The 14,281-nt window shown below is 71.7% G+C and carries 14 protein-coding genes; 4 read left to right on the forward strand and 10 right to left on the reverse strand.

Annotation, left to right across the window (positions count from 1 at the left end):
* On the forward strand, positions 1–321 hold a 321-nt coding region (locus ABZE72_RS11320), incomplete at its 5' end, for an HNH endonuclease signature motif containing protein (RefSeq protein ID WP_372729134.1).
* 70 nt (positions 322–391) lie between these two features.
* Here the strand turns inward: ABZE72_RS11320 and ABZE72_RS11325 are convergent.
* The 3 genes from ABZE72_RS11325 to ABZE72_RS11335 all read right to left on the reverse strand — a co-directional run bounded on the left by ABZE72_RS11325 (position 392) and on the right by ABZE72_RS11335 (position 2,093).
* Positions 392–1,051, reverse strand: a complete 660-nt coding sequence (locus tag ABZE72_RS11325; protein WP_372729135.1) for an NAD(P)-dependent oxidoreductase — start codon at positions 1,049–1,051, stop codon at positions 392–394.
* A 74-nt stretch (positions 1,052–1,125) separates the two neighbouring features.
* Entirely contained in the window at positions 1,126–1,476 is a 351-nt protein-coding gene (locus ABZE72_RS11330) for a TraR/DksA family transcriptional regulator (protein ID WP_372729136.1), read from the reverse strand.
* 20 nt (positions 1,477–1,496) lie between these two features.
* The gene (locus tag ABZE72_RS11335) at positions 1,497–2,093 is read right to left on the reverse strand and encodes a maleylpyruvate isomerase family mycothiol-dependent enzyme (RefSeq protein ID WP_372729137.1); all 597 of its coding nucleotides are present in this window, start codon (positions 2,091–2,093) and stop codon (positions 1,497–1,499) included.
* Positions 2,094–2,155: 62 nt separating this feature from the next.
* Between ABZE72_RS11335 and ABZE72_RS11340 the strand changes: the two genes are divergently transcribed.
* Complete coding sequence (locus ABZE72_RS11340; RefSeq protein ID WP_372729138.1) at positions 2,156–2,389, forward strand: hypothetical protein; 234 nt, start codon at positions 2,156–2,158, stop codon at positions 2,387–2,389.
* A 3-nt stretch (positions 2,390–2,392) separates the two neighbouring features.
* On the opposite strand, the gene ABZE72_RS11345 is transcribed toward ABZE72_RS11340, so the two are convergent.
* Positions 2,393–3,238: a F510_1955 family glycosylhydrolase gene (locus tag ABZE72_RS11345; protein ID WP_372729139.1), complete on the reverse strand. Its 846-nt coding sequence runs from the start codon at positions 3,236–3,238 to the stop codon at positions 2,393–2,395.
* Positions 3,239–3,257: 19 nt separating this feature from the next.
* The gene (locus ABZE72_RS11350; RefSeq protein ID WP_372729146.1) at positions 3,258–4,721 is read right to left on the reverse strand and encodes a SulP family inorganic anion transporter; all 1,464 of its coding nucleotides are present in this window, start codon (positions 4,719–4,721) and stop codon (positions 3,258–3,260) included.
* A 184-nt stretch (positions 4,722–4,905) separates the two neighbouring features.
* Here ABZE72_RS11350 and ABZE72_RS11355 point away from each other — a divergent pair, with 184 nt between their 5' ends.
* Positions 4,906–6,210, forward strand: coding sequence for an alpha-hydroxy-acid oxidizing protein (locus ABZE72_RS11355; protein WP_372729140.1), 1,305 nt, complete (start codon positions 4,906–4,908; stop codon positions 6,208–6,210).
* A 27-nt stretch (positions 6,211–6,237) separates the two neighbouring features.
* Here the strand turns inward: ABZE72_RS11355 and ABZE72_RS11360 are convergent, their stop codons facing one another.
* Together ABZE72_RS11360 and ABZE72_RS11365 are read right to left on the reverse strand one after the other, a co-directional pair.
* Positions 6,238–8,628 carry a DUF6351 family protein gene (locus tag ABZE72_RS11360; protein ID WP_372729141.1) on the reverse strand — a complete coding sequence of 797 codons (2,391 nt, stop codon included), beginning with the start codon at positions 8,626–8,628 and terminating at the stop codon, positions 6,238–6,240.
* Between the two features lie 55 nt (positions 8,629–8,683).
* Complete coding sequence (locus ABZE72_RS11365; protein WP_372729142.1) at positions 8,684–9,391, reverse strand: spermidine synthase; 708 nt, start codon at positions 9,389–9,391, stop codon at positions 8,684–8,686.
* 86 nt (positions 9,392–9,477) lie between these two features.
* Between ABZE72_RS11365 and ABZE72_RS11370 the strand changes: the two genes are divergently transcribed.
* Positions 9,478–11,241, forward strand: a complete 1,764-nt coding sequence (locus tag ABZE72_RS11370) for a DUF429 domain-containing protein (RefSeq protein ID WP_372729143.1) — start codon at positions 9,478–9,480, stop codon at positions 11,239–11,241.
* Positions 11,242–11,244: 3 nt separating this feature from the next.
* Here ABZE72_RS11370 and ABZE72_RS11375 read toward each other — a convergent pair whose 3' ends face one another.
* Genes ABZE72_RS11375 through ABZE72_RS11385 form a run of 3 tightly spaced genes read right to left on the reverse strand, consistent with a single transcriptional unit; the run spans position 11,245 to position 14,247 of the window.
* Positions 11,245–12,456 (reverse strand): cytochrome P450, encoded by a 1,212-nt coding sequence (locus tag ABZE72_RS11375; protein WP_372729144.1) that lies wholly within the window; start codon positions 12,454–12,456, stop codon positions 11,245–11,247.
* A gap of 16 nt (positions 12,457–12,472) precedes the next feature.
* Positions 12,473–13,282, reverse strand: coding sequence for an ABC transporter permease (locus tag ABZE72_RS11380; RefSeq protein WP_372729145.1), 810 nt, complete (start codon positions 13,280–13,282; stop codon positions 12,473–12,475).
* A complete protein-coding gene (locus ABZE72_RS11385) occupies positions 13,279–14,247 on the reverse strand; it encodes an ATP-binding cassette domain-containing protein (protein ID WP_372729147.1) in 969 nt (322 codons plus the stop codon). Before ABZE72_RS11385 ends, ABZE72_RS11380 begins: the two co-directional genes overlap by 4 nt.
* Positions 14,248–14,281: the final 34 nt, after the last annotated feature.

Consider the following 14,281-nt stretch of genomic DNA (forward strand, 5'->3'; position numbering starts at 1 on the left):
CAGTCCGTTCTGCTCAACCCGACCTGCGTGTTCCCGTGGTGCACCCGGTCGGCCCGGGGCTGCGACAGCGACCACATCCAGCCCTACAACGCCGGCGGAAGCACAGCCTCCGACAACATCGCCCCGTTGTGCAGGCGTCACCACCGGCTGAAGACCCACGGCCGCTGGCGCTACACCCGCCTCGATCCCGGCTCGTTCCTGTGGGCCAGCCCGCACGGCTACACCTACCTCCGCGACCCCACCGGCACGGCCGATGTCAGCCGAGAACGGCGACCACCGCCGGCCCATCCACCCGAGCCCCTGCCGTCCGGCAGACCCTGACCGCCCCCCCACCCCGCCGATCCACGACCGGCGGGGCAGCGGCACGTCCGGGCGGTGCAGCACTCCGACCTCAGCGGGCCTGGCGGAGCGCCTCGTCGATGGGTGTGTCGCCGTCGTTGAACCGGACGGCCAGTCCGGCGACAGCCGCGGACTCGGCCGAGACGACCGCCCGGATCACCGCGGCGACGTTCCCCCGTGACGTCTCCCCGGCGGAGTCGGCACGGCTGTCGATGTGGCCGGTGGCGGGTCCTTCGGTCAGGGCGCTCGGCTGCAGGATCGTCCACTTCAACGCCGAGCTCTCCAGATGCAGGTCGGCTGCGGCCTTGGCCTCGGCGTACGCGAAGAACGGGTCGTCCGCGGGCACACCGTGATCGGGAGCGGCACCGAAGTAGGAGATCATCACGTAGCGCTCGACGCCGGCCTTCGCGGCCGCGTCCATCGACCGGATCGCGGCGTCGCGATCCACCGCATAGGTCTTCTCGGCGTCACCCCCACCGCCGGCCCCGGCCGCCCAGACGACGATGTCGTGACCGCGGAGCAGGTCCTCGAGCTCGTGCTCCTGCAGCCGCGCCACGTCCGCGACCACGGGGTTAGCGCCCAGCTTCGTGATCGACGCGGACTGGTCGGGGTCCCGGATCACCGACGACACCTCGTGCCCGTCCTCGATGATCCCCGGGGTCGCCTTGCGTGCGATCTTGCCGTGGCCTCCGATGATGACGATGCGGCTCATGTGTCCTCCTGGATGGGTTGACGGGCGTCCCCCCTGTCTACCCGAGAGGTGCGACGCCAACCACCCGGCTGCCGTCACCGTGCCGAGGCGCACCCGATGCAGGTGCGCGCCATCGGCCGGGCCTCCAGCCTGCCCTCGCCGATCTCACCACGGCACCGCTCGCACACTCCGTACGTCGAGTCGTCGAGCCGCCGCACCGCCGCGTCGATCTCCGCCAACTGGGCGCGCGTGTCCCGGACCAACGCCCCGATCTGGGAACGCTCGAACGCGATCGTCGCGCCTTCCGGGTCGTGCTCGTCGTCGGCGTTGGTGTCCCGCGAGGCCGCGACCACGGCGTCGTAGTCGCCGGTCAGGTTCGCCAGCCGCCCGAGCGCTTCGGCGCGGGCGTGCTCGAGTCGTTGACGGGCCTGTTGCACGCCCTCCATGATGCCCCCGCACGGGGACGTCAGCTGCGGTGAAGGGTCCGGCCGTCGGGCAGGGTGCGGCCGCTCAGGAGCGCCACCAGCTGACCGGCGTCGGCGCGCACCGGGCGCCCGTCGCCCCAGGCCCAGTCGCTGTCCGTGGCCTCGAGTCGAACCTCGGTCAGGTCGATGCCGAACACGCTTCCTCCGGCGGCAGTGAGCTGCTCGAGCACGGCAGCGATCGACTCGCGAGGCGCGACGGCGGGTCGGTCGAGCGCGATCGTCACGTCCAGCGAGTGGATGACGGCGTGGCTCACGGCACCGGCCGCACCACCGCCCGGCGGCTGCCACGCGTGCAGAGTCGGCGACCGGAGCTGGTCGAGGAGGTACTCGTCGGGCAGCGCAGCGTCCCGGAAGGCCACGGAGTCGGACATCGTCGTGAAGTCACCCCCGACCGCCGCCATCTCGGCTCCGAACTGCTCGTGCGTCATCCGCGCGGGCATCGTCACGTGCGCCACCACATGGCGCACCAGCCACCTCTCGCACAGGGAAGGGGAGTCCCACGCCGCGGCGTTGCTGGCGTCGAGGAGATCCGCGAGCCCGCGGTACGTCGGGGCCACCCAGGACTGGAGGTCGGTCACTCTCCACATGATGCGGGGTGCTAAACCCCGACACCAGCCCTCCGTACTGCCACACTCCCGGCATGAGTACGACTGATCTGACCGCGCGCGGGGGGCACACCCACCCGGTGGTGAAGGGGCTGGCGATCGTGCTCCTGGGGGCGACGCTCGCCGCCGGCGGCTGGTACCTGTGGCTGCTGTCCGCCTTCGGGCTGCTCGGCGGCCTGGCCGTCGCCCTCGGCCTGGTCGGGCTCCTGACACTGGCCCTGCTGGGCTGGCGTCGCCGGGACCTGCGCGGCGCCGACGATCGAGTTTGACCCTCAGTTGTGGTCGGCGGGGACGAGGAGACTCCAGGTCGCGCCGTCGTCGGTCGAGGTGTGGACGCCGGACTGGGTGGCGGCGTACCAACTCCCTGCCACGACCTCCAGCGCGACGGCCGGTCCGCCGAGCCGGCCGACCTCGCGCCACGAACGCGTGTCGTCGCTGACCATCACCGTGCCGTCGACGCCCACCCCGACCAGCGGACCGTCGGCCTGCCAGTCGATGGATGTCAGCACGGGCGCACCCCCGACCGGCTCGAGCTCGGCGCCGTCCACCGACACCACCAGCTCGCCCTGGCCGGTGGTGGCGTAGACCGTGTCCGGCTCGGCCGGGTCGGCGGCGAGGTCGAAGACCGGCTGCCGACTGATCGTCTGCCAGGTCACTCGGTCCGTGGTCGTCATCAGGCTGCCGGAGTGGGAGTCGTAGCCGTAGACCCGGTCACCGACCCCCTCCAGGGCATGGAAGTCGGCCTCGCCCATCAGCGACAGGGAGTCCCAGGTCTCTGCACCGTCCGTCGACTCGAGCAGACCGAGACTGCCCGGCAGGTCCTCGTCGGGATCGGGGTGACCGCTGCCGAGGAAGTGACCGGGGCCGATCACGGTGAACCCCATCGTGTCCTGGCGGCGGTCGGCGATCAGCGTCAGCGTCCCGTCGTCGGACACCCGGAAGACCCCACCGTGCGAGGCGATGTGCAAGGCACCGTCGGCCGGGTCGACCCCGACGCCGTGCACGTGACCCAGCGACGCAGGACCCTCGCCCCCCGAGGAATCGGAGTCGGAGGAGCACCCCCCCATGCCCAGCAGGACGGTCGCGACCACGACCACAGGTGCGGTACGGCGAAGCATGGTTCCTCCGTGAGCGGACTCAGTGCCCGGGCAGCTGACCCGTCAGCCGACCGTGCAGCGTGGTGCTGGCGACGTTCAGGCCGACGATCGTGACCTGCTTGCCCTTGCGGTGGTACTTGGTCTCGATCGCGTCCAGCGCCGCCACCGTCGAGGCGTCCCAGACGTGCGAGCTGGTCAGGTCGATCGTGACCTGCTCGGGGTCGGCGGCGTACTCGAACTGGGTGTAGAGGTCGTTGCTCGAGGCGAAGAACAGCTCGCCGTAGACCGTGTAGACCGCGCTCACGCTGCCGTCCTCGGCCTCCACGATCTCGCGCTGCACCTCCGCGAGGTGCGCCACCCGGCGGGCGAAGAGGGTCATCGCGACGATCACCCCGATCGCGACACCGATGGCGAGGTTCTCGGTCACCACGGTGACCACGACGGTGGCGAGCATGACCGTGGTCTCGCTCTTCGGCATCCGGCGCAGCGTCGAGGGCTGGACGCTGTGCCAGTCGAACGTGCCGACGGCGACCATGATCATCACCGCGACCAGGGCGGCCATCGGGATGATCGCCACCACGTCCCCGAAGCCGACCACCAGGATCAGCAGGAAGACACCGGCGAGGAACGTCGAGATCCGGGTGCGGGCACCCGAGACCTTCACGTTGATCATCGTCTGGCCGATCATCGCGCAGCCACCCATGCCGCCGAAGAAGCCGGTGATCACGTTCGCGGCACCCTGGCCCCAGGCCTCACGGGTCTTCTCGGAGTGGGTGTCGGTGATGTCGTCGACCAGCTTCGCGGTCAGCAGCGACTCCAGCAGCCCGACCAGCGCCATCGCCAGCGCGTACGGCGCGATGATCTTCAGCGTCTCGAGGGTCCACGGCACGTCGGGGAAGAACAGCGACGGCAGGCTGTCGGGCAGCTCGCCCTCCTCGCCCACGTCCGGCAGGTGCAGCGACATCACCACGGCGATCGTGGTCAGCACCACGATCGCGACCAGCGGCGACGGGACGACCTGGGTCACCCGGGGCAGCAGCACGATCATCAGCAGGCCCGCGGCCACCATCGGGTAGACCAGCGCCGGCACGCCGATCAGGTGCGGCAGCTGCGCCAGGAAGATCAGGATCGCCAGCGCGTTGACGAAGCCCACCATCACCGAGCGTGGGATGAAGCGCATCAGCTTCGCCACCCCGGCCAGCGCGAGCAGGATCTGCAGCACACCGCCGAGCAGCACCGTGGCGATCAGGTAGTCCAGGCCGTACTCGCGCATCACCGGGGCGATCACCAGCGCGATCGCGCCCGTCGCCGCCGAGATCATCGCCGGCCGCCCACCCAGGAAGGCGATCGAGACGGCCATCGTGAACGACGCGAAGAGGCCGACCCGCGGGTCGACGCCCGCGATGATCGAGAACGAGATCGCCTCCGGGATCAGCGCCAGCGCCACGACCAGACCGGCCAGGATCTCGGTGCGCAGCAGCTTCGGCGACCGCAGCGCCTGCATCACCGACGGCTCCGGCGGCGGCGTCAGGGTTCCTCCGGGAGCGCCGGCGGGCGGGGGCGTGGTCATCGACGACATGCGGATCTCCCAGGAGGTACGGCGGTGGCCCGCGCCTCCCCGAGGGGCGTTCGGCCGGAAAGCGGGGCTCCACCGTAGGCCGGGAGCGCGCAGGGAGGACAATCACTGGGTGACCTCGACCGATCTCCCCGCCCGCGCCGTGCGCGCTCTCACATCGAAGGGCCGCGAGGTGCAGAGCCGCATCTACCGCCGCGGCGTCTTCGGCCACCGCCCCGTCGTCCCCGTCGAGCCCACCGCCCTCGAGGCTGCGGCCGAACGCCGGATGAGCCCCGAGGCGTGGTCGTACGTCGCCGGCGGCGCCGGCCAGCAGCAGACCGTGGCCGCCAATCTCGCCGCGTTCGACAAGCACCGGATCGTGCCCCGGATGCTGGTCGACGTCGAGGAGCGCGACCAGTCCATCGAGCTGTTCGGCCGCCGGATCCCCGCGCCCCTGCTGCTCGCCCCGATCGGGGTCCTCGAGATGGCCCACCCGGAGGCCGAGCGCGCCGTCGCGGCCGCGGCCAGCACGCTGGGCCTGCCGATGGTGATCTCCACCCAGGGTTCGGTGCCGATGGAGGAGACCGCGGCCGCGCTGGGCGACTCCCCGAAGTGGTACCAGCTCTACTGGAGCAAGGACGACAGCGTCGTCGACTCCTTCATCGCGCGGGCCGAGGCGATCGGCGCGGAGGCGCTCGTGGTCACCCTGGACACCCATGTCCTGGGCTGGCGCACCCACGACCTCGACGTCGCCCACCTGCCGTTCGCCCGCGGCCAGGGCATCGCGCAGTACACCTCCGACCCGGCCTTCCGTCGTCTCGTCGAGGCCCGGGTCGCGGCCGGTGCGCCCCCAGAGCCCACCCCGCGGCCCACCCTGTCCGCGGTCAAGGCGCTGGTCTCGATGGCCCGGCACTACCCCGGCAGCCTGCGGGACAACCTGCGCTCGCCGCTGCCGCGCGCGGCCGTCGACACCTTCCTCGACGTCTTCTCCCGCTCCTCGCTGACCTGGGCGGACCTCGACTACCTGCGTGCGCGGACCGAACTGCCGATCGTGCTCAAGGGCATCCAGGACCCCCGCGACGCGGCCTTGGCGATCGAGCACGGCGTGGACGGGATCATCGTCTCCAACCACGGCGGCCGACAGGTCGACGGCGCGATCGCCTCGCTCGACGCGCTCCCCGCGATCGTCGCCGAGGTCGACGGCCGGGTGCCGGTGCTCTTCGACTCCGGCATCCGCAGCGGGGCCGACGCGTTCAAGGCGCTCGCGCTCGGCGCCCGGGCCGTGCTGGTCGGCCGGCCCTGGGTCTACGGCCTCGCGCTGGCCGGCGCCGACGGTGTCGAGGCGGTGCTCGAGCACGTCTGGGCCGAGCTCGACCTCACCATGGCTCTGTCCGGTGTGGCCACGATCGACGAGATCACCCGCGACCTGCTGACCTGAGCCGGCAACCCTCAGCCCCGAGCGGCCTCAGCGGCGCAGCATCTCCGCGAACGTCGGGCTGAACCAGCCGCCCGCGGAGCGCTTCGGTACGGCGGGCAGGTTGCGGCCGCCGTACGCGTGCTTGCGGTGCTTCCCGTCGTAGCGCAGCCAGGTCTCGGCCGGACCCTGTCCGCGGCCGGCCCGGTCCCAGTCGCAGACGCCGTCGGTGAAGACCTTCTCCAGCCGGGTCCACTGGTCGGCGGTGAAGAAGACGCCCAGCGGCTCGTAGTCGGCACGGTCCAGCGGACGCAGCCGGCAGGCGACGTTGTCGTTGGCGGCCGGACCACCGGCGACCTGGCGCGGGGTGGAGTACCGGGTCTCGGCGGTCTCCACCGGCGCCATCTGGCAGGCCGGCCGTCCGTCGGGGCCGGGCACCATCTCCAGGCCGGGCACGTTGGCGCACCGGTCGTTGATGTCGGCGGGCCGGTTGCTGACGACCTTCTCGGCCAGCGGCTTCTTCGAGCGGTCCTTCTCGACCGCGCTCAGCCAGCGGTCCATCGCGAACATCGCCTCGGCGGCCCAGCGCGGGTCGCCGATCAGCGGGGCGACACCGAACCACATCACCCGGTTGCCGGTGTGGCCCTGGTCGGCCAGCATCCGCTCCTTGGTCCAGAACGCGTGCGAGAAGTCGTGCGCGGCGCCCGGGTCCGGGCCGCCGTGGTTGATGATCGCGACCTCGTCGAAGTGGGTGGTCTCGTTGATCAGCCCGGTCCGGTAGACCCGCTTGATCGCGCGCTGGTCGCCGGTCATCCGGTCCGCCTGGAACTGGGAGTCGACGTCCAGCCCGCCCAGCTTCTCGTTCAGGTCGACGAACTGCGCCGGCGTGATCTGGCCCAGTCGCAGCGCACCGAGGCCGTACTGAATGCCGGTGTTCGACAACGGGATGCCGGAGAAGCCGCGCCCGGCGGCCTTCTCCTGCTTCGTCCACACCGACTTCGGGCGGGGGCCCAGCAGGTTGACCATGATGTCGAGGACCGAGCAGCGCACGCCGCCGGGGTTGATCTCGGAGTCGTAGCGGGTGGACCGGTCGCCGGCCACCGGGGTCTTGGTCCCGGAGCAGGCGTGCTCCGGGTTGAGCGCGGCCTTGAAGAGCAGCTCGTCGGAGGTGATCGCGTTGGCGTGGCTGACGTGCCCCTCGACCGCCGCCATCTGCGTGGGCGTCCACACCACGCCCGGCGCCCAGCGCGACGGGTTCTCGAAGTAGAGCCGCATCAGGTGGTAGTCGGCGAACTGCGCGCCCGCGGTCAGCGTGTCGGGGTAGGAGCAGGTGGTGACCAGGCCCTGGTAGATGCCGGGGTAGGCGTTCGCGATCGTGTGCTGGGCGATCGAGCCGCCCGAACAGCCGGTGCCGATCGTGTAGCGCAATTCGCCGTACCGCTCGACGAGGCGCTCCTTGGCCATCATCAGCGACTCCGCCTCCATGGCGACGTTGCAGTTGTGGCCGGTGTGCGCCAGCGCCGTGGACAGGACGGCGAAGCCGGCGCCCAGCGCGTCGATGTAGCTGCTCGCGTAGCCGGGCGCGCCGTCCAGCGTGCCGGAGTAGTCCTGCAGCGGGGGCTTGCCCGGGGTGTACGACGCCCCGCAGTTGCCGCCGTGGGTGATCAGCACCTTGTGGTTCCACGTCTTCTGCGGAGCCCAGGGACGCCACTTCTGCCCGGGGGTGAAGAGCGTCAGGATCGAGTAGCGGTCCCGGTCCTGGTATCCGTCCTCGCGCCGCACGATGAACGGCACGGTGTCGCCCTGCTGGGTGGTCGTGGTCGCCAGGTCCGAGGGCGGGTTCTCGGGGTCGTAGGGCTGCAGGTCGGGGCGCAGCGGGTTCCGCGACTTGTAGAGGTAGGAGTAGCGGGCCGGCTCGTTGCAGAGCTTGTCCCGCGCGGACTCCTGGCAGTGGTAGTTGCCGAGCTGGGGGCCGGTGAAGACCGGGCCGCCGTTGCGGTGGTTGGTGATCACGATCCGGCTCGCGTGCTTCCCGGCCGTGGCGCGTACGACGTTGCGGCCCAGCCGCATCCCCTTCACCAGACCGAGGTAACGACCGTCGGCCCGCACCTTGAACCGGTGGGTCACGTCCCGCTGGCCGACCCGGACCCGGACCTCGCGCGCCTTCACCTTCCGCGGCAGCACCACCTCCACCAACGCGTCCCCGGCCGAGATCAGGTCGGCGCGGTTGGAGAGCACCTTGACCCGCAGCGGGCGCGAGGGCCGGTGCATGATGGGTTCGGCCGTGTCGTCGGGGTCGTCGGGGTCGGAGTCGTCGGTCGTCGCCCATGCGCCGCTCGAGCGGGGTGCGGGGGCGGCTCCGGTCGCGACCGTGGCCGAGGTGGGCACCGTCAGGGCGGCGAGCACGAGGGCGAGCGAGAGCAGTCCGGTGGGCAGGCGCATGCTCCCTCAACGAATCCGGCCGGCCGGCGTCACGCCGGTCCAGCCGCGTGCGGCCTCAGGTCCTGCGGATCTCGCGCCCGACGTAGATGGTGCAGGCCGACTCGCCGCCGGTGACCGGGTTGTCGAACGAGACGACGTGCGACTCGGTGTGCGTGAAGACCTCGGCCAGCACCGCCTCGAACTCCGCGTCCGGCGGGTCGTCGGACCACAGCCCGAAGACGCCTTCGGGCGTCAGCAGCGGGCCCAGCCGGGCCAGGCCCTCGGGGGTGTAGAAGTCGGCGTGGCTGGGGTGCAGCACGTTGCGCGGCGTGTGGTCGATGTCGACCAGCACGGCGTCGTACTCCCGGGCGGCCCGGCCCTCGGCGACCAGCGCGAAGAAGCTGTCGTGCACCAGCGAGCAACGCGGGTCGGCGGCCAGGCCGGCCGTGTCCGGCAGCAGGTTGCGCCGCTGCCAGTCGATGACGGGGGCGACCGCCTCGATCACGGTCAGCGCCTCCACCCGCGGGTCGGCCAGCACGGCGCGGGCGGTGTAGGCCAGGCCCAGCCCGCCGACCAGGACCGAGAGCCGCTCGCCGGGATGGGCGGCCAGCCCGAGGGTGGCGAGCGCGATCTCTGAGGCGTTGAAGTAGCTGGACATCAGGAACTCGTCGTCGATCTTGACCTCGTAGACGTCGAGGCCCAGCAGCGAGTCGTGGCGGCGGCGCAGGCTGATCACCCCGATCGGCGAGTCGCACCAGTCGAGCTCCTCGATCCGTGCCCTCATCGGTGCCGCCCTCTCGTCCCGCTCGCGCGGTGTCGTCCTCGAACCTACCGACGCACCGGCTGGGCGGATACGGCAGGCTGCACCCCATGTACTTCGTCGGCATCGACCTCGCCTGGGGTGAGCGCAAGCCCACCGGCCTGGCGGTGCTCGACCTCGAGGGCCGGCTGCAGCACCTCTCCTCGGCCGTCACCGACGTCGAGATCGCCGAGACGCTCGCGCCGTACGTCGCCGAGAACTGCGTGGTGGCCGTCGACGCCCCCCTGATCGTCCGCAACCCCACCGGCAACCGTCCGGCCGAGGCCGCCCTGAACCGCGACTTCGCCCGGTTCGACGCCGGTGCCCACCCGGTCAACACCGGGAAGCGGGAGTTCAGCGAGAGCCCCCGCGGCGCCCGGCTCAGCTCCCGGCTCGGCCTCGACATGAACCCGCGCTCGCGCCGACCGCGCCGGGTGATCGAGGTCTACCCGCACGCGGCGAGCGTGGCGCTCTTCCGGCTCGGCCGGACGCTCAAGTACAAGAACAAGACCGGCCGCAGCCTCGAGCAGCTCCGCGGCGCGCTGCTGGTGCTGATCGGACTGCTGGAGGGCCTGGCCGAGGCCGAGACCCCGCTGCACGTGGCGGGCGAGACCTGGCAGGCGCTGGTCGGCCAGGTCGAGACGGCCGCCCGCAAGAGCGAGCTCCGGGTGGTGGAGGACCAGGTCGACGCCGTCGTCTGCGCCTACGTCGCGCTCTTCTCGGTCCGTGAGCCCGAGCACACCACGACGTACGGCGACGTCGAGACCGGCTACATCGTGACGCCCACGCTGCCCGCCGACCACACGCCCACGCCCCGGGAACGCCCCGTCCGCGAGGACCCGGCCCGCTCCGCGGTCCGTGAGTACGCCGCCCAGCACGCCCGGCTGGCCGAGCAGGCCGAGCAGTTCGTCGCCCTGGTCACCACGATCCTCGACGACGCGGGCATCAACTACCTGAGCGTCACCGGCCGGGCCAAGACGGTCGCGTCGTTCGCCGCGAAGGCGTCCCGCACGGTCGACGGCGTGCCGGTCTTCAAGGACCCGCTGCGCGAGATCACCGACCAGATCGGGATCCGGGTGATCACCTACGTGCACAGCGACGTCGCCGCGGTGGCCGAGCTGCTCGACGACCAGGTCGCCGTCCTCGACGACCGGGACATGGGGCAGGAGACCGCCAGCGAGGGCCGCTTCGGCTACGCCAGCCGGCACCTGCTGGTCTCGCTGGACGCCGCCCGGGAGAGCCAGCCGGCCTACGAGATGCTCCGCGGCCGGCGTGCCCAGGTGCAGATCCGGACGGTGCTGCAGCACGCATGGGCCGAGTTCGAGCACGACATCCGCTACAAGGGCGACATCCCCGACGAGCACGCCCGCGACTTCGATCGACGCTTCACGCTCGCCGCCGGGCTGCTCGAGCTGGCCGACCGGGAGTTCTCCACGATCCGCGACCGGCTCCAGGCCGGGATGACCGGCGCCCGGCAGGAGCCCGAGGACGACGACCCGCGGATCAGCCCGCGTGAGCTGGCCGCCTTCCTGGCCGGGCAGTACGCCGACGCCGGCTGGTCGCGCACCGACCACTACGCCTGGATCTCCGGGCTGCTGCTGGAGCTGGGGATCACCTCGCTGGACGAGCTCGCCGAGGTGCTGCGCCCGATCGACGGTGCCGCGATCAACGAGCGGATGGACTACCGCTACCCGCCGGGCGCCGTACGACGGCTCGACGACGCGCTGCTGGCCGCCTTCGGCGAGCGGTACGTCGACCTGCACGGCAACGCGCACCGGGTGCCGTCGTTGCGGACCCGGCTGGACAAGATCACGTCCCCGGACGACGAGCGCTGATCATCAGCCGCGGGCGGCGCTGATTCCGGTCGCGGGCAGGGTCTCCCAGCCGCGGGTGAACGCCGAGGGGTGCCGGACGCCGGCGGCGACGTCCGCCCCCACCTGCGGGTGGGCGGCCAGCAGCTCCTCGAAGGCCACCCGCGCCTGGAGTCGGGCCAGGTGGCTGCCGATGCAGAAGTGCGGACCGGTGCCGAAGCCGAGGTGTCGCGCGATGTCACGCCGTACGTCGAGCACGTCGGCGTCCGGGCCGAACTCGTCGGTGTCCCGGTTGGCGGCGCCGTAGAGCATCAGCACCTTCTCCCCGGCCGGAATCTCCACGTCGCCGACCCGGACTGCCCGGGTGGTGGTCCGCGCCAGGCCCTGCACCGAGGACTCCAGCCGGAGGAACTCCGGAACCGCCCGCTCGATCAGTGTCGGGTCGTCGAGCAGCAGGGCGCGCTGGTCGGGGTGCTGGTCGAGCAGGGTGATGCCGTGCGAGATCAGCGCGCCGGTGGTGTCGTTGCCGCCGGCGACCATCACGAAGCAGAAGCCGAGGATGTCCCAGTCGCTGAGCCGTTCGCCGTCCAGCTCGGCGGCGACCAGCGCCCCGATCAGGTCGTCGGCCGGCTCCTCGCGGCGCTGGTCGATCAGTGCGGAGAAGAACGCGAACATCTCGCCGATCACCTCCGCGCCGGAGAGGGCGTCGGCGGCGAAGCCCTCGTTCTGCAGCCGGGTCAGCGCCGAGACCCAGGGGTCGAACCGGCCCCGGTCGGCCTCGGTGACCCCGAGCAGTCGGGCCAGCACGAAGGTCGGGATCGTGGTCGCGTAGTCGCGGTGCAGGTCCGGGGTGCCACCGTCGGCGACGGTTCGCTCCATCGTCGCGATCCGCTGCCGGGCGAACTCCCGGATCTCGCCCTCGAGGTCGGCGACCCGCTTGGGTGTGAAGCCGCGACCGATCAGCCCGCGCAGCCGGGTCTGCACCGGCGGGTCGAGCATCACGATCGTCGGCGCCAGGCCGAGCTGCGCGATCTCGTCGGCGTAGAAGGTCAGCCCGCTGGCCGAGGAGAAGTCCTCGGGGCGTCGTACGGCGTCCCAGACGTCGGCGAACCGGGAGAGCACCCAGAACGGCGGCGCCTGGTCGCCGACGTGGCGGTGGACCGGGTCGTGCTCACGCAGCCAGGCGTACGCCGGGTAGGGGTCGGCCTGGAAGTCCGCGTCGAACGGGTCGTAGCGCATGCTCCGGCAGTCTGCCTCAGCGGCTGGTCGCGCGCCGGTACTGCGCCGTGGCGACCGGGATGAAGATGACCAGGATGACGGCCGACCAGAGCAGCGTGTAGAGCTCCGGGTGCTGCAGCGACCAGGCCGTGGAGGCCGGGCCGGGCAACGGATCGGCGTTGCCGAAGAGGTCGCGGGCGGCCGCGGTCACCGCGGAGACCGGGTTCCACTCGGCGAAGAACCGCAGCGGGCCGGGCAGGGTCGAGAGCGGCACGAACGTGTTGGCCACGAAGGTGAGCGGGAAGATCACGATGAACGAGGCGTTGTTGACCACCTCGGGCGAGGGCACCAGCATCCCGATCCACGCCATGATCCAGCTGATCGCGTAGGCGAAGACCAGCAGGAGCACGTAGGCCCACAGGGCGTCGAGGGCGCTGCCGCGGATCCGCCAGCCGACCAGCAGGCCGGTCAGGCTCATCACGACCAGCACGATCACGTTGTTCAGCACGTCGGAGAGGGTGCGTCCCGCGAGCACGGCGGAGGGCGACATCGGCAGCGACCGGAAGCGGTCGATGATCCCCTTCTTCACGTCCTCGGCCAGCCCGGCGCCGGTGATGGTGGCGCCGAAGACGACGGTCTGGGCGAAGATCCCGGCGATCAGGAACTCGCGGTAGCCGGCGCCGCCGCCGGCCGGGTCGATCGCGCCGCCGAAGACGTAGGCGAAGAGCAGGATGAACATGATCGGCGACATGGTCGTGAAGACCAGCAGGTCGGGCACCCGCTTGATCTTGATCAGGTTGCGGCGCGCCACCGTGTAGGCGTCGCTCAGGCTGGACGCGGGGTTCATCGGGTCTCCTGCGGCTGCTCGGTGTCCTCGGTGGCGTGGCCGGTGAGGGAGAGGAAGACGTCGTCCAGGGTGGGGCGACGCAGGCCGACGTCGTCGACCGCGATGGTCTCGGCGTCGAGCCGGCGCAGGGCGTCGGCCAGCACGGCGGCCCCGCCGGTGACCGGCACCAGCAGCGAACGGCGTTGCTGGTCGACCACGACCTCCCCGGAGCCCAGGGGGGTCAACGCCCGGGCCGCCGCCGGCACGTCGGTGCTGCTGCTGACGGTGATCTCGAGCCGCTCGCCGCCGACCTGGGACTTGAGCGCGTCGGCGGTGCCCTCGGCGATGATCCGTCCCCGGTCGATCACGATGATGTTGTCCGCGAGCAGGTCGGCCTCCTCCAGGTACTGCGTGGTGAGCAGCAGGCTGGTGCCCTCGGCGACCAGGCGCTGGAGGATCTCCCACATGTCGGTTCGGCTGCGCGGGTCCAGCCCGGTGGTGGGCTCGTCCAGGAAGAGCACCGGGGGCCGGGCGACCAGTGCGCCGGCCAGGTCGAGGCGGCGCCGCATGCCGCCGGAGTAGGTCTTCGACATCCGGTCGCCGGCGTCGTCGAGGCGGAAGTCGGCGAGCAGCTCACGCGCCCGCTGCGCGCTGGCCCGGCGCCCGAGGTGGTAGAGCCGGCCGATCATGTCGAGGTTCTCGAACCCGGTCAGGTACTCGTCGACCGCGGCGTACTGGCCGGAGACCCCGATCAGGCGGCGCACCCCGCGCGGGTCCGTGCGGACGTCGATGCCGGCCACCTCGGCGCGCCCCTCGTCGGCCTCGATGAGCGTGGTGAGGATCTTGACGGCGGTGGTCTTGCCGGCGCCGTTCGGCCCGAGCACGGCCAGCACGCTCCCGGTCGGGACCCGCAGGTCGATGCCGGCCAGGGCGGTGACGCTCTTGTAGCGCTTGACCAACCCCTCGGCGAGGATCGCGTCGCTCATCGGGTGGTCCGCCCCTCGGTGGCTGAGTGCATGC

Origin of the sequence: Nocardioides sp. (assembly GCF_041600255.1) — a bacterium.
GTDB lineage: Bacteria > Actinomycetota > Actinomycetes > Propionibacteriales > Nocardioidaceae > Nocardioides.

Coding starts and splice junctions, on each gene's coding strand:
- ABZE72_RS11325 (WP_372729135.1), bottom strand. CDS start 1,051: ATGAGCCGCATCGTCATCATCGGAGGCCACGGCAAGATCGCACGCAAG.
- ABZE72_RS11330 (WP_372729136.1), bottom strand. CDS start 1,476: ATGGAGGGCGTGCAACAGGCCCGTCAACGACTCGAGCACGCCCGCGCC.
- ABZE72_RS11340 (WP_372729138.1), top strand. CDS start 2,156: ATGAGTACGACTGATCTGACCGCGCGCGGGGGGCACACCCACCCGGTG.
- ABZE72_RS11345 (WP_372729139.1), bottom strand. CDS start 3,238: ATGCTTCGCCGTACCGCACCTGTGGTCGTGGTCGCGACCGTCCTGCTG.
- ABZE72_RS11350 (WP_372729146.1), bottom strand. CDS start 4,721: ATGCAGGCGCTGCGGTCGCCGAAGCTGCTGCGCACCGAGATCCTGGCC.
- ABZE72_RS11360 (WP_372729141.1), bottom strand. CDS start 8,628: ATGCGCCTGCCCACCGGACTGCTCTCGCTCGCCCTCGTGCTCGCCGCC.
- ABZE72_RS11365 (WP_372729142.1), bottom strand. CDS start 9,391: ATGAGGGCACGGATCGAGGAGCTCGACTGGTGCGACTCGCCGATCGGG.
- ABZE72_RS11370 (WP_372729143.1), top strand. CDS start 9,478: ATGTACTTCGTCGGCATCGACCTCGCCTGGGGTGAGCGCAAGCCCACC.
- ABZE72_RS11375 (WP_372729144.1), bottom strand. CDS start 12,456: ATGCGCTACGACCCGTTCGACGCGGACTTCCAGGCCGACCCCTACCCG.
- ABZE72_RS11380 (WP_372729145.1), bottom strand. CDS start 13,282: ATGAACCCCGCGTCCAGCCTGAGCGACGCCTACACGGTGGCGCGCCGC.
- ABZE72_RS11385 (WP_372729147.1), bottom strand. CDS start 14,247: ATGAGCGACGCGATCCTCGCCGAGGGGTTGGTCAAGCGCTACAAGAGC.